The sequence below is a fragment of the Cupriavidus sp. 207A1 genome (assembly GCF_057798955.1).
Genome location: NZ_JBYOJO010000009.1, coordinates 84,861 through 104,687, shown reverse-complemented (window position 1 = coordinate 104,687; position 19,827 = coordinate 84,861). Strand labels below are relative to the sequence as shown.

20 protein-coding genes are annotated in these 19,827 nt (G+C 67.6%); 10 read left to right on the top strand and 10 right to left on the bottom strand.

The window, feature by feature from the left end; translation table 11 throughout:
- The first annotated feature begins 3 nt into the window (after nucleotides 1-3).
- Together AC3FMM_RS17980 and fusA are read left to right on the top strand one after the other, a co-directional pair.
- Nucleotides 4-894, top strand: a complete 891-nt coding sequence (locus AC3FMM_RS17980) for an oxidoreductase (protein WP_115712926.1) — start codon at nucleotides 4-6, stop codon at nucleotides 892-894.
- Between the two features lie 201 nt (nucleotides 895-1,095).
- A complete protein-coding gene (fusA, locus tag AC3FMM_RS17975) occupies nucleotides 1,096-3,159 on the top strand; it encodes an elongation factor G (protein ID WP_488687206.1) in 2,064 nt (687 codons plus the stop codon).
- Between the two features lie 103 nt (nucleotides 3,160-3,262).
- Here fusA and boxA read toward each other — a convergent pair whose 3' ends face one another.
- From boxA to AC3FMM_RS17955, 4 genes are all read right to left on the bottom strand, one after another.
- On the bottom strand, nucleotides 3,263-4,543 hold the full coding sequence (gene boxA / locus AC3FMM_RS17970; RefSeq protein ID WP_488687205.1) for a benzoyl-CoA 2,3-epoxidase subunit BoxA: 1,281 nt from the start codon (nucleotides 4,541-4,543) through the stop codon (nucleotides 3,263-3,265).
- 190 nt (nucleotides 4,544-4,733) lie between these two features.
- Entirely contained in the window at nucleotides 4,734-6,161 is a 1,428-nt protein-coding gene (gene boxB / locus AC3FMM_RS17965; RefSeq protein ID WP_115712923.1) for a benzoyl-CoA 2,3-epoxidase subunit BoxB, read from the bottom strand.
- A 52-nt stretch (nucleotides 6,162-6,213) separates the two neighbouring features.
- A complete protein-coding gene (gene boxC / locus AC3FMM_RS17960; RefSeq protein ID WP_488687204.1) occupies nucleotides 6,214-7,872 on the bottom strand; it encodes a 2,3-epoxybenzoyl-CoA dihydrolase in 1,659 nt (552 codons plus the stop codon).
- 160 nt (nucleotides 7,873-8,032) lie between these two features.
- Nucleotides 8,033-8,995 (bottom strand): helix-turn-helix transcriptional regulator, encoded by a 963-nt coding sequence (locus AC3FMM_RS17955; protein ID WP_414248880.1) that lies wholly within the window; start codon nucleotides 8,993-8,995, stop codon nucleotides 8,033-8,035.
- A gap of 89 nt (nucleotides 8,996-9,084) precedes the next feature.
- Here AC3FMM_RS17955 and AC3FMM_RS17950 point away from each other — a divergent pair, with 89 nt between their 5' ends.
- The 4 genes from AC3FMM_RS17950 to AC3FMM_RS17935 all read left to right on the top strand — a co-directional run bounded on the left by AC3FMM_RS17950 (nucleotide 9,085) and on the right by AC3FMM_RS17935 (nucleotide 14,212).
- Nucleotides 9,085-9,549 carry a DUF4863 family protein gene (locus tag AC3FMM_RS17950; protein ID WP_115712920.1) on the top strand — a complete coding sequence of 155 codons (465 nt, stop codon included), beginning with the start codon at nucleotides 9,085-9,087 and terminating at the stop codon, nucleotides 9,547-9,549.
- Between the two features lie 8 nt (nucleotides 9,550-9,557).
- Nucleotides 9,558-11,105: a 3,4-dehydroadipyl-CoA semialdehyde dehydrogenase gene (locus AC3FMM_RS17945; protein ID WP_488687203.1), complete on the top strand. Its 1,548-nt coding sequence runs from the start codon at nucleotides 9,558-9,560 to the stop codon at nucleotides 11,103-11,105.
- A 97-nt stretch (nucleotides 11,106-11,202) separates the two neighbouring features.
- Entirely contained in the window at nucleotides 11,203-12,807 is a 1,605-nt protein-coding gene (locus AC3FMM_RS17940) for a benzoate-CoA ligase family protein (protein ID WP_488687202.1), read from the top strand.
- 49 nt (nucleotides 12,808-12,856) lie between these two features.
- Nucleotides 12,857-14,212 (top strand): MFS transporter, encoded by a 1,356-nt coding sequence (locus AC3FMM_RS17935; protein WP_488687201.1) that lies wholly within the window; start codon nucleotides 12,857-12,859, stop codon nucleotides 14,210-14,212.
- A 102-nt stretch (nucleotides 14,213-14,314) separates the two neighbouring features.
- Here AC3FMM_RS17935 and ycaC read toward each other — a convergent pair whose 3' ends face one another.
- Together ycaC and AC3FMM_RS17925 are read right to left on the bottom strand one after the other, a co-directional pair.
- Nucleotides 14,315-14,941, bottom strand: a complete 627-nt coding sequence (gene ycaC, locus AC3FMM_RS17930; RefSeq protein WP_115712916.1) for an isochorismate family cysteine hydrolase YcaC — start codon at nucleotides 14,939-14,941, stop codon at nucleotides 14,315-14,317.
- Between the two features lie 86 nt (nucleotides 14,942-15,027).
- Nucleotides 15,028-15,705: an isochorismatase family protein gene (locus tag AC3FMM_RS17925; protein ID WP_116314643.1), complete on the bottom strand. Its 678-nt coding sequence runs from the start codon at nucleotides 15,703-15,705 to the stop codon at nucleotides 15,028-15,030.
- Between the two features lie 148 nt (nucleotides 15,706-15,853).
- On the opposite strand from AC3FMM_RS17925, the gene AC3FMM_RS17920 reads away from it, so the two are divergent.
- From AC3FMM_RS17920 to AC3FMM_RS17905, 4 genes are all read left to right on the top strand, one after another.
- Nucleotides 15,854-16,762 (top strand): LysR family transcriptional regulator, encoded by a 909-nt coding sequence (locus tag AC3FMM_RS17920; RefSeq protein ID WP_116314644.1) that lies wholly within the window; start codon nucleotides 15,854-15,856, stop codon nucleotides 16,760-16,762.
- A gap of 456 nt (nucleotides 16,763-17,218) precedes the next feature.
- Nucleotides 17,219-17,452 (top strand): isochorismatase, encoded by a 234-nt coding sequence (locus tag AC3FMM_RS17915; protein WP_115712913.1) that lies wholly within the window; start codon nucleotides 17,219-17,221, stop codon nucleotides 17,450-17,452.
- A gap of 108 nt (nucleotides 17,453-17,560) precedes the next feature.
- Nucleotides 17,561-17,782 (top strand): translation initiation factor IF-1, encoded by a 222-nt coding sequence (infA, locus tag AC3FMM_RS17910; protein WP_115682815.1) that lies wholly within the window; start codon nucleotides 17,561-17,563, stop codon nucleotides 17,780-17,782.
- An 82-nt stretch (nucleotides 17,783-17,864) separates the two neighbouring features.
- Complete coding sequence (locus AC3FMM_RS17905; protein WP_018008446.1) at nucleotides 17,865-18,119, top strand: hypothetical protein; 255 nt, start codon at nucleotides 17,865-17,867, stop codon at nucleotides 18,117-18,119.
- Between the two features lie 54 nt (nucleotides 18,120-18,173).
- Here the strand turns inward: AC3FMM_RS17905 and AC3FMM_RS17900 are convergent, their stop codons facing one another.
- The 4 genes from AC3FMM_RS17900 to AC3FMM_RS17885 all read right to left on the bottom strand — a co-directional run bounded on the left by AC3FMM_RS17900 (nucleotide 18,174) and on the right by AC3FMM_RS17885 (nucleotide 19,741).
- Entirely contained in the window at nucleotides 18,174-18,548 is a 375-nt protein-coding gene (locus AC3FMM_RS17900) for a hypothetical protein (RefSeq protein WP_488687200.1), read from the bottom strand.
- A gap of 117 nt (nucleotides 18,549-18,665) precedes the next feature.
- Entirely contained in the window at nucleotides 18,666-18,992 is a 327-nt protein-coding gene (locus AC3FMM_RS17895) for a hypothetical protein (protein WP_115714215.1), read from the bottom strand.
- A 67-nt stretch (nucleotides 18,993-19,059) separates the two neighbouring features.
- Nucleotides 19,060-19,359: a hypothetical protein gene (locus AC3FMM_RS17890; protein WP_115712909.1), complete on the bottom strand. Its 300-nt coding sequence runs from the start codon at nucleotides 19,357-19,359 to the stop codon at nucleotides 19,060-19,062.
- 178 nt (nucleotides 19,360-19,537) lie between these two features.
- Nucleotides 19,538-19,741 carry a cold-shock protein gene (locus tag AC3FMM_RS17885; RefSeq protein ID WP_020202065.1) on the bottom strand — a complete coding sequence of 68 codons (204 nt, stop codon included), beginning with the start codon at nucleotides 19,739-19,741 and terminating at the stop codon, nucleotides 19,538-19,540.
- Nucleotides 19,742-19,827 lie beyond the last annotated feature (86 nt).

Here is a 19,827-nt window from a genome sequence, read left to right as displayed (position 1 = left end):
ACCATGTCCGCCATCCAAACCCAAGCCATCCCCACCCACCCCGCCGGCGCCGGCGCCAAGGTCTGGTTCATCACCGGCGCCTCGCGCGGCTTCGGCCTCGAGCTGACCCGCGCCGCGCTGGCCCGCGGCGACCGGGTCGTTGCCACGGCGCGCAATCCGCAGGCCGTCATCGGCGCCGTGGGCGAGCATGAACACCTGCTCGCGGTGGCGCTCGATGTCACCAGCGAAGACCAGGCGATCGCTGCTGCCGAGGCCGCGGTGGCGCGCTTCGGCCGCATCGACGTGCTGGTCAACAACGCTGGCTACGGCCTGCTGGGCGCGGTGGAAGAGGCCTCGGCCAGGGAGGTCGAGCAGCAGTTCGCCACCAATGTGTTCGGCGTGCTGGCAGTGACACGCGCGGTGCTGCCGCAGATGCGCCGCCAGCGCAGCGGCCATATCGTCAACATCTCGTCGATCGGCGGCTATGCCGCGTATCCGGGCTGGGGCGTGTACGGTGCCACCAAGTTCGCGGTCGAAGGGCTGACCGAAGCGCTGTCGGCCGAGCTGGCGCCGCTGGGCGTCCGTGCCACGGTGGTCGAACCGGGCTTCTTCCGCACCGATTTCCTCGATGCCAGCTCGCTGGTGCGCGTCGGCACGGAGATCGGCGAGTACGCGGAGACGGTCGGCGCGATGCGCGCGCACATGGCCTCGGCCAACCACCAGCAGCCCGGCGATCCTGCCCGCCTGGCCACCGCCCTGCTCGCGCTGGCCGACAGCGATAACCCGCCGGTGCGGCTGCCGCTGGGTTCCGACACGGTCGCGCGCATCGCCGACAAGCACCGCAAGGTGGAAGGCGAGCTGGCCGCGTGGCATGCGCTGGCGGTTTCGACCGACCACGCCGACGCGCGCGGCTGAGCCCGCGCCACACGCCACACGGTTTGCTGCACTGCAGCCAAGCCTGTGCGTCTCCAGAAGACGCCGGCCGAGCGCCGGCCTCTTCACTTGAAGTCGCCCTTGCGTCGGGCATTGCACGGTATCGGCACGCATATATGTCGCTTCCGCCAAATTTCGCCAATAATGCCCTGAGAGTCATTGCCGGACGAACCGAGAGCCACCATGCACGAGAGTCCCGATGCCATCCGCACTGTCGCCCTGCTCGGGCACGCAGGAAGCGGCAAGACCTCGCTCGCCGAGGCGCTGCTGCACAAGGGCGGTGCGGTGCACACGCCTGGCAGCGTCGAACGCGGGTCCACCGTGTGCGACAACGATCCGCTCGAGCGCAAGTACAAGCGCTCGCTCAGCGCCGCGGTCGCCCACCTGGACTACCGCGACACCCGCATCTACCTGATCGACACCCCGGGCTACCCGGATTTCTCCGGGCACGCCATCAGCGCGCTGGCCGCGGTCGAAACCGCGGCCATCGTCATCAATGCGCAGACCGGCATCGAAATGACCACGCGCCGTGCCATGGCGTGGGCGCAGGCGCGCCAGCTGTGCCGGATGATCATCATCAACGGCATCGACGGCGAGAAGGTCGACCTGCCCGCGCTGCTGGCGGAGATACAGGAGGCCTTCGGCAAGGAATGCCTGCCCATCAACCTGCCGGCCGACCACGGCGGCAAGGTGGTCGACTGCTTCTTCAATCCGGCCGGCGAGTCGGATTTTTTATCGGTGGCGTCCGCGCACGACGCGCTGATCGACCAGGTGATCGAGATCGACCCCGAGCTGATGGAGCTGTACCTGGAGCAGGGCGAGGCCATCACCCCCGAGCAACTGCACGCGCCGTTCGAGCGCGCGCTGCGCGAAGGCCACCTGGTGCCGATCTGCTTTACCTCGGCCGTCACCGGCGCCGGCATCGAGGCGTTGCTGGACGTGTTCGTGCGGCTGCTGCCCAATCCCACCGAAGGCAACCCGCCGCTGTTCTACCGCTCCACCGGCGCGGATGCCGAGGGCACCGAACAGCGCCAGGCGGTGCGCGCCGAACCGGTGCCGGACAAGCATGTGCTGGCGCATGTGTTCAAGGTGGTGATCGACCCCTATGTCGGCAAGCTGGCGATCTTCCGCATCCACCAGGGCACGGTCACGCGCGACAGCCAGCTCTATATCGGCGAAGGGCGCCAGCCGTTCAAGGTGGCGCACCTGCTGCGGCTGCAGGGCAAGGAGACCCAGGAAGTGCCGCGTGCCGGCCCCGGCGATATCTGCGCGGTGGCCAAGGTCGATGAACTGGGCTTCGACGCGGTGCTGCACGACGCCACCGAGGACGGCAACATCCACCTGACGCCGCTGGAATTTCCCACCCCCATCTATGGCCTGGCGATCGAGCCGGCGCGGCGCGGCAACGAGCAGCGCCTGGCAGAAGTGCTGCACAAGCTCAGCGCGGAAGACCCCTGCCTGCGCGTCGAGCATCCGGCCGGCACCAACGAGACCGTGGTGTTCGGCCTGGGCGAGTTCCACCTGCGCTGCGCGCTGGAGCGGCTGACCGAGCAGTACAAGCTTGAAGTGGCAACGCGCCCGCCCAAGATCGCCTACCGCGAAACCATTGGCGCCAGGGCCGAAGGCCATCACCGGCACAAAAAGCAGACCGGCGGCGCGGGACAGTTTGGCGAGGTGATGCTGCGCATCGAGCCGCTGGCGCGCGGCGCGGGCTTCGATTTCGTCGATGCGGTCAAGGGCGGCGCGATCCCCGGGCAGTTTATTCCGGCGGTCGAGAAAGGCATCCGCCAGGCGCTGGACAGCGGTCCGCTGGCGGGCTTTCCGATGCAGGATGTACGCGTGACCGTGTACGACGGCAAGAGTCATCCGGTCGATTCCAAGGAAGTCGCGTTCGCGACCGCCGGACGCAAGGCCTTTATCGATGCGGTGCTCAAGGCCAGGCCGAGCGTGCTCGAGCCGATCGTCGACATCGAGGTCACGGCGCCTGGCAGCGCCATGGGCGATATCATCGGCGACCTGTCGACCAAGCGCGGTCAGGTCCATGGCACGCGCACCGCGGCCGGCAACACGGTGATCGTCGCCGGGCAGGTGCCGCTGTCGGAGCTGAACGACTACCAGTCACGGCTGAACAGCATCACCGGCGGGCATGGCAGCTACACCATCCAGTTCAGCCACTACGACAACGTGCCGCCCGCGCAGCAGGAGAAGATGGCGGCGCGGCACAAGGCGCAGCCGGATACGGACTGAAGGCATTACGCCGAAGATTTACGCGCACAATGCCGCGGGTGTGCTCCCTCTCCCCCAAGCGGGAGAGGGAATACACAAGCGGTTGGCGGGAGACAAAGCAAGTTCAATACGTCTCCAGATGCAAGCGCCCCTCCCGCTTCAACCGCTCAGCCACCCCCTCCCAATTCAACCCCGCCTGCTGCGCCACATCGCGCAGCGCCAGCACCACGCCCTCTTCCATGCTCTTCAGCCCGCACACATAGAAGTACGTGTCAGGGCTGGCCAGCAGTGCCGCCAGGTCCGCCGCGCGCTCGCGCATCAGGTCCTGCACGTAGCGCTTCGGCTGCCCCGCCGTGCGCGAGAACGCCAGGTTGATGTCGATGAAATCCTTGGGCAGCTTCTGCAGCGGACCGAAATAAGGCAGTTCCTCCTGCGTGCGCGCGCCGAAGAACAGCATCAGCTTGCCGCCGTCGAACTTGCCCGCCTTGCGCAGGCGCCGGCGCCATTCGGTCATCGCCCGCATCGGTGCGCTGCCGGTACCAGTGCAGATCATCACGATGTTAGAGCGCGGATGGTTGGGCATCAGGAAGCTGGCGCCGAACGGGCCGATCACCTCGACCTTGTCGCCCACCTCCAGGTCGCACATATAGTTCGAGCCGACACCGCGCACGGGATTGCCGTCGTGGTCCTGCAGCACGCGCTTGATGGTCAGCGACAGGTTGTTGTAGCCGGGGCGCTCGCCGTTGCGCGGACTGGCGACCGAATACTGGCGGGCATGGTGCGGTCGGCCGCCGGCGTCGGTGCCCGGCGGCACGATGCCGATCGACTGGCCTTCCAGCACCGGGAACGGCGTGGTGCCGAAGTCCAGCACGATGTGGTGGGTGTCGTAGTCGCGGCCGACCTCGGTCACGCGCACGTTGCCGGTGACGGTGGCGGTGATGGTCTTGGTGGGCGCCTTGGCGCCATACAGGTTGGTGTAGGCATGCGCGGCGGACCACGGCGGCACGGTGGCGCCGTAGCGGGCGCTGTTGAAGGCCTCCTCGGCGCTGCCGGCCAGCGGCGATGCCGTGGGAACCTCCGGCGCTGCCGGCTGCAGGCCGGCGCCAGGGGCCATGTCGGCGAGCTGCTCCGGCGACAGTTCATCCGGCAGCGCGTCCCAGGTCAGCTGCTCGTCGACGCTATAGGCGCGCAGCTTCGGCACGTCGCGCCAGTTGTCGATCGATCCGGTCGGACACGGGGCAATGCAAGCCATGCACAGGTTGCACTTGTCGGCATCGACCACGTAGTTGCGCGAGTCATGGGTGATCGCGCCCACCGGGCAGGTGGCTTCGCAGGTGTTGCAGCGGATGCAGATCTCGGGATCGATCAGGTGCTGCTTGATGACTTGAATTTCTGCCATGTCCATGGCGGTCTCCAGAAATCAGAGGGCTTCCAGGGCGTATAGGCCGTGCCCGCGGTGTTCCCCTCTCCCCTCAGGGGCGAGGGCAGGGTGAGGGGTGGTTTAAGCACCGGCGCTTCGTTGAAGCTCCCGCCCTCACCCCCGCCGCCCCTCTCCCGCATGCGGGAGAGGGGAGCAACCCGCAGGAAGGCTCGCCTCAGTTAAACCGCACGTACTCGAAATCCACCGGCTGCCGGTTGATACCCATCACCGGCGGCGCGATCCAGTTGGCGAACTTGCCCGGCTCGACCACGCGGCCCATCAGGCTGGCGACAAAGGCGCGGTCGCCGTCGGTGGGCAGCCACTGGTCGCGGAAGTCGCGCCATTCAGCGTCGGAGATCACACGGCCGTCGGGCGAGACCTTGACCCCGGCGAGCGCGCCGATATTGCGGTGGAAGGCCTTGTGCGGCACCTTCAGGCGGAACGGGATGCCAGCCTTGTCGATGACCTTGTTCCAGCGCTCGATGCCGGCCATGCTGTCCTTGATGTAGTCGTCGCGCAGCACCTCGTTGAGCGCGTTCAGCATCGGCACCTCTTTCTCGGTCAGCTGGCCGTTCTGCGCCTGCAGGATGCGGTAGGTCTGCCCCTTTAGCACGTGGTCGTCCATGCGCTTGCCCTCTTCGTAGCGGCCTTTCAGGCCGGTGCTGTAGAAGGTGGCGGCGTTGCTCGACTCGTCGGCACCGAACAGGTCGATGGTGACGCTGTAGTGGAAGTTCAGGTAGCGCTGCAGCGTCGGCAGGTCGATCACGCCGGCGGCGCGCAGCTTCGCCGGGTCATCGGTCTTCAGCTCGTTCATCACCTGGCAGGTGCGCTGGATCACGCGCGACACGCCGGACTCGCCGACGAACATGTGGTGCGCTTCCTCGGTCAGCATGAACTTGGTGGTCCGCGCCAGCGGGTCGAAGGCGCTCTCGGCCAGCGCGCACAGCTGGAACTTGCCGTCGCGGTCGGTGAAGTAGGTGAACATGAAGAACGACAGCCAGTCGGGCGTCTGTTCGTTGAACGCCTGCAGGATGCGCGGGTTGTCCTGCTGGCCGCTGCGGCGTTCCAGCAACGCCTCGCCCTCTTCCCGGCCGTCGCGGCCGAAGTACTTGTGCAGCAGGTAGACCATCGCCCACAGGTGGCGGCCCTCTTCCACGTTCACCTGGAACAGGTTGCGCAGGTCGTACATGCTGGGCGCGGTCAGGCCGAGATGGCGCTGCTGCTCCACCGATGCCGGCTCGGTATCGCCCTGCGTCACGATGATGCGGCGCAGGTTGGCGCGATACTCGCCGGGAATGTCCTGCCACGCGTCCTCGCCCTTGTGGTCGCCGAAATGGATCTTGCGGTTGGCCTCGGCCGGGTTCAGGAAGATGCCCCAGCGGTAGTCCGGCATCTTGACGTGGCCGAAGTGGGCCCAGCCCTGCGGATCGACGCTGATCGCGGTGCGCAGGTAGATGTCATGGGTGTGCGAGCCTTCCGGACCCATGTCGTTCCACCAGCTCAGGTAGTTGGGCTGCCACTGCTCGAGCGCGCGCTGCAGGGTGCGGTCTTCGCTCAGGTTGACGTTGTTGGGGATCTTGTCGCTGTAGTTGATGCCGGACATGGTGGTCTCCGTTTCCGTTATGCGGGCGATTCGGTATGGGTTCGGCGGGCGGTCAGACCCGGTTCCAGTCGAAGGCGGCCTTGTCGCCCTTGCCGTAGACCTTGAGCGCGCCCTTGTCGCCGACCGCGTTGGGGCGCTGGAAGATCCAGTTCTGCCACGCGGTCAGGCGGCCGAAGATGCGGGTGAACATGTTTTCCTGGCCGTTGAAGCGCAGGTTGGCTTCCATGCCGGTGAGCGCATCGGGCGACATCGCCACGCGCTCTTCCAGCGCGATGCGCACTTCGTCGGTCCAGTCGATGTCGTCCGGGTTGGCGGTGACCAGGCCCAGCGCGTAGGCGGCATCGGCATCGAGCGGCTGCCCTGCCGTGGCGCGCACGGCATCGAGCGCGGGCTGCTCGTCGTAGAAGCGCCGTCCCAGGCGGCTCTGGCCGGTGGCCATCGGGTACAGGCCGAAGTTGACATCGGCCACGGTGATCTTCGGCGCGCGCGCCTCGTCGTCGGGCAGCGCCAGGTGGTAGCTGCGGTCGCACGCCAGCGCCAGTTCCAGGAAGGTGCCGGCAAAGCAGGAGCCTGGCTCGATCAGCGCGAACAGGCTGCGCGACGACACGTCCAGCCGGCTCAGCGTGCGGCGCAGCAGGCCGATGGTCTCGCGCACCAGCCAGTGGTCCTGATGCGCCAGCAGCGTGGCGTCGTTGGCCAGCACCGCGGCGGCGTCGCCGGCAGTCTTGATCAGCCAGGTGCCGATATCCAGCTCATTGGTGCGCATCGACAGGATCGCGTCTTCCAGCTCGCGCGCCAGTTGCAGCGGGTACCAGCCGGCGCCGGCCTGCACGATCGCGTCGATGTCCTGCGGCTGCGCGCCCGTCGGTGCCTTCACCGTGAAGGTGGCGGTGCGGCCGGCGCGGTCGATCTCGACCGTGACGTGCGTATAGCGCAGCGCATCCGCTTCGATCACGCGCTCGATCGGGGCGAGCGCGACGCCTTGCGCATCGGCCGGGCGGTCGCTCTGCGCGGCCAGCGCCAGCGCGCGTTCCCGCACCTTCTGCGCAAACACCGCGGGCTTGGCGATATCGTCGACCAGGCGCCAGTCCTTGGCGCGCTGGCCGCGCACGCCTTCGGTGGTGGTGCAGAAGATATCGGCGAGGTCATGGCGCACATGGCGCTTGTCGGTCACGCGGGTCAGGCCGCCGGTGCCCGGCAGCACGCCCAGCAGCGGCACTTCCGGCAGGCTCACCGCCGACGAGCGGTCGTCCACCAGCAGGATCTCGTCGCAGGCCAGCGCCAGCTCATAGCCGCCGCCGGCGCAGGCGCCGTTGACCGCGGCCAGGAACTTCAGGCCGCTGTGTGCCGAGGAGTCCTCGATGCCGTTGCGGGTCTCGTTGGTGAACTTGCAGAAGTTGACCTTCCACGCATGGCTGCTGACGCCGAGCATGAAGATATTGGCGCCCGAGCAGAACACCTTGTCCTTGCCGCTGGTGATGACCACGGTGCGCACTTCCGGATGCTCGAAGCGGATGCGGTTGAGCGCGTCGTTCAACTCGATGTCGACGCCGAGGTCGTAGCTGTTGAGCTTGAGCTTGTAGCCGGGGCGCAGGCCGGCGTTCTCGTCGATATCCACCGCCAGCGTGGCGACGGGGCCTTCGAAAGCCAGCTTAAGGTGCTTGTATTGGGAAGGATCGGTCTGGTAGTCGACGCGGGGGGCGGTGGTCACGGCGGGGTCTCCTCAGCGAAACTGCACTATCGTGCATCAACGGGTATCTGGTTTAGACGAACTATAGTTCATCAATCAGATCTTACGCAAGCACTATTGTGCAGATTTTCAGAGGCGTGACACGTGATGCTCTCCACCCCCGCTGACTGAGGCAGCGCCGTCACACCGGCATGCGCAACGCCTCCCGCACCAGCCCGCGCAGGCCGGCAAAGGTAGCGTCGAGCGGCTGCGCGCTGGTGTCCAGCGAGAATTCCGCCTTGGAATAGAAGGCGGCGCGGCCGGCCAGGATCTGGCGCAGGTCTTCCATGGCCTCCTTGCTGGCGGCCATCGGACGGAAGTCACCCTGCGCCCGCACCCGTTCCATATGGTGTTCCGGCTCGGCCTGCAGCCACACCGTGGTGCAGTGGGCCAGCAGCAGGTTGAAGGTGGCCGGGTCCGACACCAGGCCGCCGGGCGTTGCGAGCACGGCCTCGGGATAGATCTGGATGGCCTCCTCCAGCGCGCGCCGCTCGTAGCGGCGATAGGCGTTCATGCCGTACAGGCCCTGGATCTCGGAGATGCTGCAGCCGGCGAATTTCTCGATCTCGCGGCTCAGCTCCACGAACGGGAAATCCAGGTCTTCGGCCAGCATCCCGCCCAGCGTGGTCTTGCCCGCGCCGCGCAAGCCGATCAGCGCCACGCGCGGACTGCGCGCGGCCTGGGCCGCGTTCTCGCCGCCGGTACCGAGCAGCTCGCCCACGGCAATACGCACGCGCCGCAGCGTGGCTTCGTCGCGGTGTTCCAGCAGCTCGCGCAGCAGGATCCATTCCGGCGACGACGTGGTGACGTCGCCCAGCAGCCCGGCCAGCGAGCACTGCAGCGCCTCGGCCACATGCTGCAGCACCAGGATGGAGGCGTTGCCGCTGCCGTATTCCAGGTTGGCGAGGTGGCGCTCGGAGACGCCCGCCGCCTGCGCGGCGGCCTTGCGGGTCAGGCCCCGGCAGGCCCGCTGCTGGCGCACGCGCTCGCCCAGGGACACCAGCAAGGGGTTTTTCTCCGCCCCGTTGGCGGCCGCCCCGCTAGAACCATGCTGCAGTTCCGTATCCGGGGTTAACCCAGATTCATGCAATATAGTGCTTGACATGATTTCCCTGCGGCTCTATTTTTCATACATGCACAATAATGCATGATGCCGGTGAAGGCAACCGGCGCATGAGACGGAGCCCCTCCCCTATGTCCCCAACAGAATTCCGCAGCCAGATCGCGCGCCTCACCGCGCAACTGGCAGGCCGCCCGCTCGATACCGCGCTCGATGCATGGCTGAATGCCGAGCACGGCGCGGGCAGCCCCATCTACCAGCAATTGATGGCGTCATGTCAGGCCGGCGTGGCCGAAGGCTGGCTGTGCGACCGCGAAGGCGGCGGCATCCGCTACGGCCGCGTCTTCAAGCCCGCCGACGACCTGCACGGCTTTTCGGTCGACGTGGTCGACATGCACGACATCGCCGGACCCCACCACACCCATCCCGAGGGCGAGATCGACCTGATCATGCCGCTCGACCGCGACGCGCGCTTCGACGGCCGCCCCGCCGGCTGGCTGGTGTGCCCGCCGGGCAGCGCCCACCGCCCCACCGTCAGCAACGGCCGCGCGCTGGTGCTGTACCTGCTGCCGCAAGGCCGCATCGACTTCACGCGCTGAGAGCCATCATGACCGAACTCCTTTCCAATTACCTTGGCGGCACCTGGCAGCACGGCAGCGGTGGCGGCACCGCGCTGTTCGACCCGGTGCTCGGCAACGAACTGGTGCGCGTCGATGCCACCGGCCTGGACCTGGCGGCCGGCTTCGCGTTCGCCCGCGAGCAGGGCGGCGCCGCGCTGCGCGCACTGACCTACCGGCAACGGGCCGCGCTGCTGGCCGAGGTGGTGAAGGTGCTGCAGGCCAACCGCGATGCGTATTACGACATCGCCACCGCCAACAGCGGCACCGTGCGCAACGACTCCGCAGTCGACATCGATGGTGCCATCTTCACGCTGGGCACCTACGCCAGGCTGGGCGATACGCTCGGCGACCGGCATTACCTGCCGGACGGCGAAGCGGCGCGGCTGGGCAAGGATCCGCTGTTCCAGTCGCAGCATGTGCTGGTGCCGACGCGCGGCGTGGCGCTGTTTATCAATGCCTTCAACTTCCCGGCCTGGGGACTGTGGGAAAAAGCCGCGCCGGCGCTGCTGGCGGGCGTGCCGGTGATCGTCAAACCCGCCACCGCAACCGCCTGGCTGACGCAGCGCATGGTGCGCGACGTGGTCGAGGCCGGCATCCTGCCAGCCGGCGCGCTGTCGGTGGTGTGCGGCAGCGCCGCGGGGCTGCTGGACGTGCTGCAGCCGTTCGACGTGGTCTCGTTCACCGGTTCGGCCGATACCGCCGCGGTGATCCGCTCGCATCCGGCCATCGCCCGGCGCTCGGTGCGCGTGAACATCGAAGCGGACAGCATCAATTCGGCCGTGCTGCTGCCGCAGGACGGCGCCGGCAGTGCTGCCTTCGACCTGCTGGCGAAGGAAGTCGTGCGGGAGATGACGGTCAAGTCCGGCCAGAAATGCACCGCGATCCGGCGCGTCTTCGTGCCCGAGGCGCTGTACGCCCAGGCCGCCGAGGCCATCGGCGCGCGGCTGTCCAAGGTAACCGTGGGCAATCCGCGCCACGATTCGGTACGCATGGGCGCACTGGTCAGCCGCGCGCAGTTCGACGCCGTGCAGGCGGGGCTGGCCGAGTTGCGCTCGCACGCGCGGGTGCTGCATGACGGCGCGCGCCAGCCGCTGGTCGATGCCGACCCGGCGCTGGCCTGCTGCATCGGCCCGACGCTGCTGGGCGTGAGCGATGCCGACGCGGCCGCCGCGGTGCACGACACCGAAGTGTTCGGCCCGGTCGCCACGCTGCTGCCCTACCGGGATACGGCCCATGCCCTCGACCTGGTGCGCCGTGGCCAGGGGTCGCTGGTGGCCTCGCTCTATGGCAGCGACGCGGCCGCGCTCGGCGCCGCCGCGCTGGAGCTGGCAGACAGCCATGGGCGCGTGCATGTGATTTCGCCCGAGGTGGCGCAGCTGCACACCGGCCACGGCAACGTCATGCCGCAATCGCTGCACGGCGGCCCGGGCCGCGCCGGCGGCGGCGAAGAGCTGGGCGGCCTGCGCGCCCTGCACTTCTATCACCGCCGCTGCGCCATCCAGGCCAGCACCGCGGTGCTCGGCAGCCTGGCCTGACCTTGGCCTGAGCGATCCGGCCCACCGCCTTCCCGCGCCGCCACATCCGCATGGCGGCGCGCGGCACACCGTACACCAGCAACAGGGGAGACAACCCATGAACGCCACGCCCGCAGCGCCACCGGTCCGGCCACCCGGCACCCCCTTCAACTTCGCCGCGCACCTGCTCGAGGGCAATGCCGCGCGCGCCGGCAAGGTGGCCTATGTCGACGACGACGGCCAGCTCACCTATGGCGAACTCGACCAGCGCGTGCGGCGCCTGGCCGCGGCGCTGCTCGGCGCCGGCATCCGCCGCGAAGAGCGCGTGCTGCTGCTGATGCACGACTGCACCGACTGGCCGGTGTGCTTTCTCGGCGCGATGTACGCCGGCATCGTCCCCGTTGCCGTCAACACCTTGCTGACCGCCGACGACTACGCCTACATGCTGCAGCACAGCCGCGCGCAGGCAGTGATGGTGTCGGCCGCGCTGGTGCCGGTGTTGCGGGACGCGCTGGCACGACCGGGGCATGAGGTGCGGCAGGTGCTGGTATCGCGTGCGCAAGCAGCATTGCCCGATGGCATGGCGACGCTGGAAACTGCGCTGGCCGCGCAGGCGCCGCTGCCGGCGCCCGCCGCCACCGGTTGTGACGATCCCGGCTTCTGGCTCTATTCGTCGGGCTCGACCGGCCAGCCCAAGGGCGTGGTGCACAGCCACGGCAACCCGTACTGGACCGCTGCGCTCTACGCCGGGCCGGTGCTCGGCCTGACCGAGCAGGATGTGTGCTTCTCCGCGGCCAAGCTGTATTTCGCTTACGGCCTGGGCAACGGGCTCAGCTTTCCGCTCAGCGTCGGCGCCACGGTGGTGCTGATGGCCGAGCGGCCCACGCCCGATGCCACGTTCCGGCGCTGGCTGCAGCACCAGCCCACGGTATTCTTCGGCGCGCCGACCGGATACGCCGGCCTGCTGGCCTCGCCGGCGCTGCCGGCCCGGGCCGAGGTCGCGCTGCGGCTGTGCTCGTCGGCCGGCGAAGCGCTGCCGGCGGACCTCGGCGAGCGTTTCACCGCGCATTTCGGCTGCGAGATCATCGACGGCATCGGCTCCACCGAAATGCTGCATATCTTCCTGTCCAACCGTCCCGGCCAGGTGCGCTACGGCACCACCGGCTGGCCGGTGCCGGGCTACACCATCGAGCTGCGCGACGAGGACGGCCGCCCGGTGCCCGACGGCGAGATCGGCGACCTGTATATCCAGGGCCCCAGCGCGGCGATGATGTACTGGGCCAACCGCGAGAAGTCGCGCGAGACCTTCCGCGGCGGCTGGACCAAGAGCGGCGACAAGTACGTGCGCAACGCCGACGGCAGCTACAGCTACGCCGGACGCAGCGACGACATGCTCAAGGTCAGCGGCATCTATGTGTCTCCGTTCGAGGTCGAGGCCACGCTGGTGCAACACCCCGCGGTGCTCGAAGCCGCGGTAATCGGCGTGCCCGACCAGGACGGTCTGGTCAAGACCAAGGCCTTCGTGGTGCTGAAGGCCGGCGCGCAGCTGGGCGAGGACGAACTGAAGGCCTTCGTCAAGGAACGGCTGGCCGCCTTCAAGTACCCGCGCGCGATCGCCTTCGTCGAGGCGCTGCCCAAGACCGCTACCGGCAAGATCCAGCGCTTCATGCTGCGCGAACGAGAACTGCAGGCCGCCGCAGAGCGTGCCGCCGCGGTGGCGTGAGCGGCAACGCCGCCCGCCGCCGCACCCCAACCATATCCGGAGACAAACCATGCGTCAGATCGATGTCCACCAGCTGGCCGACACGGCCCGCTTCAACCGCTTCCATGCGCTCATCCTGTTCTGGTGCGCGCTGATCATCATCTTCGACGGCTATGACCTGGCCGTCGCCGGCATCGCGCTGCCGTCGATCATGAAGGAGATGGGCGTGAGCGCCACCAGCGCGGGCTTCATGGTCAGCTCGGCGCTGTTCGGCATGATGTTCGGCGCGATCTTTCTCGGCACCGTGGCCGACCGCATCGGACGCCGGCGCGCCATCGCCATCTGCATCGCGCTGTTCAGCGTGTTCACCGCGGCGGCGGGCCTGACCAGCGACCCCGTCAGCTTCAGCGTGACGCGCTTCCTGGCGGGGCTGGGCATCGGCGGGGTCATGCCCAACGTGGTGGCGCAGATGACGGAATACTCGCCGCGCAAGCTGCGCGGCACGCTGGTGACGCTGATGTTCAGCGGCTATTCGGTCGGCGGCATGCTGGCAGCGCTGCTGGGCAAGGGCCTGATCGAAAGCTACGGCTGGCAGTCGGTGTTCCTTGCCGCCGGCCTGCCGGTGGTGCTGATCCCGCTGGTGCTGCGCGCGCTGCCGGAGTCAATGCCCTACCTGATCCGCACCGGCCAGACCGATGCCCTGCATGCCGTGGTATCGCGGCTGGCGCCGTCGCATCGCCCGCAGGCCGGCGATGTCTTTATGCTGGCTGCGGACGACAAGGCCGGCAGCACGCCGATCCGCCGCCTGTTCCAGGACGGCCGCGGCGTCAGCACGGTGATGTTCTGGGTGGCGTTCTTCATGTGCCTGTTCATGGTGTACGCGCTCAGCTCGTGGCTGGCCAAGCTGATGGCGGGCGCGGGCTACAGCCTGGGCTCGGCGCTGACCTTCGTGCTGGTGCTGAACTTCGGCGCGATGCTGGGCGCCATCGGCGGCGGCTGGCTGGCCGACCGGCTGCCGATCAAGCACGTGCTGGTCGGCATGTATGCGCTGGCGGCGGTGTCGATCACGCTGCTGGGCTATCCGATGCCGAGCGCCGCGCTGTTCGTGGTGGTGGGCCTGGCGGGCGCGTCCACCATCGGCACGCAGATCGTCACCTACGCCTACGCGGGCCAGTTCTACCCGATGGCGGTGCGCGGCACCGGCATCGGCTGGGCCTCCGGCGTGGGCCGCAGCGGCGCCATCCTGGCCCCGATCGTGATCGGCGTGCTGGTGGGGATGTCGCTGCCGCTGCAGCAGAACTTCATGGCGATGGCAATCCCGGCGGTGATCGCGGCGGGTGCGGTGTCGATGATCAATCACCGCAAGTCGGCCTCGGCGCAGGCGGAAGTCGCTGCGCCGGTGCGGGCGGCGGTGCGGGAGGCCTGAGGGAAATTGCTTGTGACTTGAGTCCTCCCGCATGCCCATTGTTTGCTCCCTCTCCCGCAAGCGTGAGAAGGGAGCAAACCGGCAGCTTCGCAAAGGGTATTCCTACTTCCCGCCCTTCACAGTCGTATAGGCCGTGATCAGGTTGCGGTAGTCCGGGATATGGTTCGAGAACAGCGTGCCCAGGCCTTCGATGTCGTTGCGCCAGTCGCGGTGCAGCTCGCACGCCACGCCGAACCACGTCATCAGCTGCGCGCCGGCTTCCGCCATCCGGTGCCAGGCCGAATCGCGCGTGATTTCGTTGAAGGTGCCCGAGGCATCGGTCACGACGAACACTTCAAAGCCTTCTTCGATCGCCGACAGCGCCGGGAATGCCACGCATACTTCCGTGACCACGCCGGCAATCAGCAGTTGCTTCTTGCCGGTGGCGCGCACGGCCGCGACGAAGTCTTCGTTGTCCCAGGCATTGATCTGGCCCGGGCGTGGAATGAACGGCGCATCCGGGAACATGGCCTTGAGTTCGGGCACCAGTGGTCCGTTGGGGCCATCCTCGAAGCTGGTGGTCAGCACGGTCGGCAGCTTGAAATACTTGGCCAGGTCGGCCAGCGCCAGCACGTTGTTCTTGAACTTGTCGGGCTCGATGTCCCGCACCAGCGACAGCAGGCCGGCCTGGTGGTCGACCATCAGCACGGCGGCCTGGGTCTTGTCCAGGCGCTTGTAGGGCTTACTCATGGCACGCTCCTGTGGAGAAATTGCGGGCGCTGCAAAGGATCCCTTGCAGCGCCCGCGTTGAGAGGCAGTGCCTACAGGTTAGGACGTTAACGCTGGGAGTCCAGTACCTCGTGCTTCTTCTCGACTTCCTGCGCCTTCATGTAGCTTTCGATCAGCAGCTGGTAGGCCGGGAAGATCTTGGTGTAGACCTCGGCCCATTGCTGGGCGTCCGGGCGGTTCCATGTTTGCTGCAGCTCCGACGCCACCGCGGCGGTGTCCATCGGCACCACGCCGGCCTGGACGATGCGCGCCAGCGTGATTTCCTGTGCCATCTTGGAATAGGTGCCGGAGGCGTCGACCACCGCAAAGACCTTGTAGCCATCAGCGACCGCGCTGATCGACGGGAACGCCATGCACACGCTGGTGATGGTGCCGGCGATGATCAGGGTCTTCTTGCCGGTTTCACGCACGGCGGCGACGAAGTCGGGGTTGTCCCAGGCGTTGATCTCGCCCTTGCGCGCGACGTATTTGGCATGCGGGGCGTTTTCATGGATCTCGGGGATCAGCGGGCCGTTGGGGCCTTGCGGCACCGACGCGGTGGTGATCACCGGCAGCTTGCATAGCGTCGCCATCCTGGCCAGCGCGGCGGCGCGCAGGCGCAGCTCGGGCATCGGCATGTCGCCCACGGTCTGGAACAGGCCACTCTGGTGGTCGATCAGCAGCATTGCCGTATCGGCGGGATCGATGGCCGGACGCTTGCCGTTGAAATTGGCGGGTGTGGTCATTGGGCATTCTCCTATGCAGTTGGCAAAACCGGCGGACCGGACCATCCGGAACCGACCGTGTTGCGGAAGCATAGGACTTGGCAAATGTGCCCGGTAGACCGGAAAATCTGCCCTCAGCGTCCTACTGGCAGGACGACAGGAGCGGCGTTTGCACCCGGACCTCAATGACCTGTACTACTTCGCGCAGGTGGTCGACCACCAGGGCTTTGCCCCGGCCGGCCGCGTGCTGGGCATCCCCAAGTCCAAGCTCAGCCGGCGCGTGGCCCTGCTGGAAGAGCGCCTGGGGGTGCGCCTGATCCAGCGCTCGACGCGGCGCTTCTCGGTGACCGAGCTGGGACAGACCTATTACGCCCACTGCAAGGCCATGCTGGTCGAGGCCGAGGCCGCCGAGAGCGCGATCGAGCAAAGCCGCGCCGAGCCCAGCGGGCTGGTGCGCATGACCTGCCCGGTGGCCCTGCTGCATGCGCACGTGGGCGAGATGGTGGCCGACTTCATGGCGGCCAATCCCAAGGTCATCGTGCACCTGGAGGCCACCAACCGGCGCGTCGACGTGGTCGCCGAGGGCATCGACCTGGCCGTGCGCGTGCGCGTGCCGCCGCTGGAAGACAGCGACCTGGTGATGCGGGTGCTGGCGCAGCGCGCCTGGTGCTTTGTCGCCAGCCCGGCGCTGCTGGCCAGGCACGGACCGCTGCTGGCCCCGGCGGACCTGAACGCCCTTCCCACGCTGGACCTGGGGCCGCCGCGCCCGTCGCACACCTGGTCGCTGTACGGGCCCGGCGGCGCCAGCGCCGACCTGCACCACAAGCCCCGGCTGGTCACCGACGACATGATCATGCTGCGCACCGCGGCGATGGCCGGCGCCGGCGTCGTGCAGCTGCCGGTGATGATGATGACCGACGAGTTGCGCGATGGCCGCCTGGTCAAGGTGCTGCCGGAATGGTCGGTCAAGGGCGGCGTGATCCACGCCGTGTTTCCGTCGCGGCGCGGGCTGCTGCCGTCGGTGCGCGAGCTGATCGATTTCCTGTCGCAGCGCTTCGCGCAGATCAACGAATCCTGAGAGCGGCGGCGCGCCCCGCGCCAGGGGCAGTGGTCGTCACGCGGGCGGCCGTGGCCCGGAAGTGGTATCATCCACGTTCCCATGTACAGACCGGATCGGCAACGCCCGCCTTCTGTGCATCTGCCGCAGACACTCTCTGCTTGTAAGCACTTCCGTAGCGGCATATCAGGCGCAAACCCGGGTCGACACCCTCTGCGTCCTCGGGCCCACAGCCCATCACCCTTTTCCGACCAGCGGCTGGTCCGCTCCGCGACGATCGCCCGTACCCTCCCCCGGTACGCCGGCGCCTCGGCTTGCGCAGGCATGGTCCACTTCACGCCAGATGCAACGCCCGTGCTTGCGCGCGGGCCCGATGCTGGCACATCGCAACGGCTGACGGCCGCCACCGCGCCACGCGCCGCATCGGCATGCCGATGCCCACGCTGCCGACGGCCGCGCCCAAGAACAGGTAACACATTGAATCGAGTCAAATCCATCCAGCACAGCCCTTATACCGTTTCCGTCTATCCGATCGAGCAGGAACCCGGCCTCTGGTTCGCGACCTACATGATTGCGGAATACCGCAACGGCGCCGAACGCATCGTGGCCAACGTGGCCATGCGCCATGACACCCACCGCTCCGAAGCCCGCGCCCGGCAGGCAGCGCGCCGCGCGGGCGAACATGCCGCGGCGCGCCTGCGCCAGCAGTAGGCCGCGCCGCAAGCTGCTTCGTCAGTCCCCTCCCATCGGCTTGCCGCTATCCGGCTGGCCGCCACCACGGCGCGCGCGCAAGCCGCGCGGCTACATCAAGGAGCTCCCTTGGCAAAAGAAGAACTGGTCGAATTTGGCGGCAAGGTGTCGGAAGTGCTGCCCGACAACCGCTTTCGCGTGACCCTGGAAAACGGCTTCGAAGTCTGGGCGTATTCGTCCGGGCGGCTGAAGAAGAACCGCATCCGCGTGCTGGCGGGCGACCGTGTCACGCTGGAGATGTCGCCCTATGACCTGACCAAGGGCCGCATCAACTACCGGCACAAGTCCTAGCCGGCACCCCTTCGCCATGGCATGCGCCGCGCCGGCGCGTGCCGTCCCGCAATGCTCTATCCCTCAATCAAGGAGAATCGACATGTCCGTCATCGAAGAATGGGAAGCCCTGCACCTGACGCCGGAAGGCTGGCAGCCGGGCAGCTACCGGCACGCGCCCTGGCAAGCCGTGGAAATCGCACCGCCCGCGGCGGGCGTGCTGACCGTCAGGCGCCATGTGACGGCCACCTATTGCGGTCCGTCGCGCGCGGTGGAGGACCGTACGCCGGAGATCACGGACATGGCGCTAATCGAAGCGCTGCTGGAGCGCCACGGCGACCCCGTGTTCCGGATCTGACGCCAGGCGGCGTTCCGCGCAGCCGCCTACCGTTGCCGCTGGCGCACTGACTCGTCAGCCAAGCACGCGCACATGCGGCCGGGCCGTCCTGAGCCCGGCGCCGACCGTGCGCAACTCGCCGTCCCACGGGGCGGCGGACAGGTCCAGCACATAGTCGCCCTCGCGCGTCTTGTCGTGCAGCTGGTCGCGCACCACCTGGCCGATGGCCAGGCGGCACAACGCCTCGCCACTGGTGGCAAGCTGGCCGCGCAAGGCAGCCGGGTCGGTCAGCACGCCGAACGAACGCCGCCCTACGCCCACGAAGCTGGTGAACAGCACGCCGGTGGGACGCTCGGCATCGATAAAGCAGATGGCCACGTGATAGGTGGTGCCTTTGCCCTCGCCGGGCAACGTGCACAGAAAACCGGATGATCCCGTACGTATGTCCATGAACGGACTCCTTGCAGTCTGACGGATGACGCCGCGCGCCTCCGGTTGCGCAACCGGCCGGATCTGCCGGCACGCTGCAAACACCCGCGCCCTGAAGCGACGCCCTGCAGTGACGCCCTACAGCGACGCCACGGATTCGCCGGCAACCAGCCCGTTGATGATGTCTTCGCCGAACTGCAGCGCGCCACGGCGCGCTGAGCCGATGTTCTCCCAGCGCGACTGGCCCAGCGGGAACACGCGTGCATGGTCCTCGCCCGGGCGATAGCCTTCGCGGCAGATCACGATCGAAGCCTGGAAACTGTTGTCGGGCCGCGTACGCGGCCAGGCCTGCCCGGGCCGGTTGCGGTAGACCAGCGGGTACAGGTCAAAACCCTTGTAGCTGGCAAAGGGTGTGGTGCCGGGAACATTGTTGCCGGGACTACGGCTGGGACTGCTGTCGCTCACGACGGCTCCATGCGGCATGGCGCCGCGTTGATGGGAAGAGAAATGCGGGAACGGCGCCGGCCTTCGCTCAGGACGCCGGCAATCCGGACGAGGTCACCGATACCCCGGGCACCGCGCCGTTGATGATCGCTTCGGCATAGCGCAGCGCACCACGGCGGGCGCCGCCGACGTTGTCCCACGGCGTGGCATCCAGGCGGAACGTGCGCGCCTGCGCGCCTTCCGGCGACTCGCCCTCGAGGCAGATCACCACCGCCGCATCGAACGAGCGGTCGGGCCGCGGCTCTGGCCACACGCGCGTGATGGTGTGCTTGTAGACCAGGGGATAGAGGTCGTACCCCTTGTATGTCGCAGCTGGATAGATATCCATGGCAGCCTCCCGCGCAATGATGGTGTTGCCCCCACTCTACGCCTGTTGCGGGCCGCGCAGTGGCTTTATTTCGCCATCGGCCGGCATCATGCCGGGCAAAATGAAAAAGCTCCGCCGCAGCGGAGCTTTTCTTATCAAACTGGCGCCGGGGCGCTCAGCTCAAATCGGTTCGACGCGCTCAGATCGGCTCGATCTTGGTCGCGGCCGGGCCCTTCTGGCCGACGCCGGCGACATAACGCACCTTCTGGCCTTCTTGCAGCGACTTGAAGCCGCTGCCCTGGATTTCGGAGAAGTGCGCGAACAGGTCGTTGCCGCCTGCATCAGGCGTAATGAAGCCAAAACCCTTCGAATCGTTGAACCACTTGACGGTACCGGTTTCCATGCTGGATTCCTCAATAAGTTTTTCTCACCGGCAAAAGCGCCGGCAAGGCATGACGATCAAGGAAGACACAAGGAGAAAAAGTGGCG

Bases quoted from the DNA above. Each gene is read 5' to 3' on its own strand.
- boxB (WP_115712923.1), bottom strand. From the start codon at position 6,161: ATGTCCGGCATCAACTACAGCGACAAGATCCCCAACAACGTCAACCTG.
- AC3FMM_RS17940 (WP_488687202.1), top strand. From the start codon at position 11,203: ATGAACGCCACGCCCGCAGCGCCACCGGTCCGGCCACCCGGCACCCCC.
- AC3FMM_RS17935 (WP_488687201.1), top strand. From the start codon at position 12,857: ATGCGTCAGATCGATGTCCACCAGCTGGCCGACACGGCCCGCTTCAAC.
- AC3FMM_RS17945 (WP_488687203.1), top strand. From the start codon at position 9,558: ATGACCGAACTCCTTTCCAATTACCTTGGCGGCACCTGGCAGCACGGC.
- AC3FMM_RS17925 (WP_116314643.1), bottom strand. From the start codon at position 15,705: ATGACCACACCCGCCAATTTCAACGGCAAGCGTCCGGCCATCGATCCC.
- ycaC (WP_115712916.1), bottom strand. From the start codon at position 14,941: ATGAGTAAGCCCTACAAGCGCCTGGACAAGACCCAGGCCGCCGTGCTG.
- AC3FMM_RS17955 (WP_414248880.1), bottom strand. From the start codon at position 8,995: ATGTCAAGCACTATATTGCATGAATCTGGGTTAACCCCGGATACGGAA.
- fusA (WP_488687206.1), top strand. From the start codon at position 1,096: ATGCACGAGAGTCCCGATGCCATCCGCACTGTCGCCCTGCTCGGGCAC.
- boxA (WP_488687205.1), bottom strand. From the start codon at position 4,543: ATGGACATGGCAGAAATTCAAGTCATCAAGCAGCACCTGATCGATCCC.
- AC3FMM_RS17905 (WP_018008446.1), top strand. From the start codon at position 17,865: ATGTCCGTCATCGAAGAATGGGAAGCCCTGCACCTGACGCCGGAAGGC.
- AC3FMM_RS17900 (WP_488687200.1), bottom strand. From the start codon at position 18,548: ATGGACATACGTACGGGATCATCCGGTTTTCTGTGCACGTTGCCCGGC.
- AC3FMM_RS17950 (WP_115712920.1), top strand. From the start codon at position 9,085: ATGTCCCCAACAGAATTCCGCAGCCAGATCGCGCGCCTCACCGCGCAA.
- AC3FMM_RS17980 (WP_115712926.1), top strand. From the start codon at position 4: ATGTCCGCCATCCAAACCCAAGCCATCCCCACCCACCCCGCCGGCGCC.
- AC3FMM_RS17885 (WP_020202065.1), bottom strand. From the start codon at position 19,741: ATGGAAACCGGTACCGTCAAGTGGTTCAACGATTCGAAGGGTTTTGGC.
- AC3FMM_RS17890 (WP_115712909.1), bottom strand. From the start codon at position 19,359: ATGGATATCTATCCAGCTGCGACATACAAGGGGTACGACCTCTATCCC.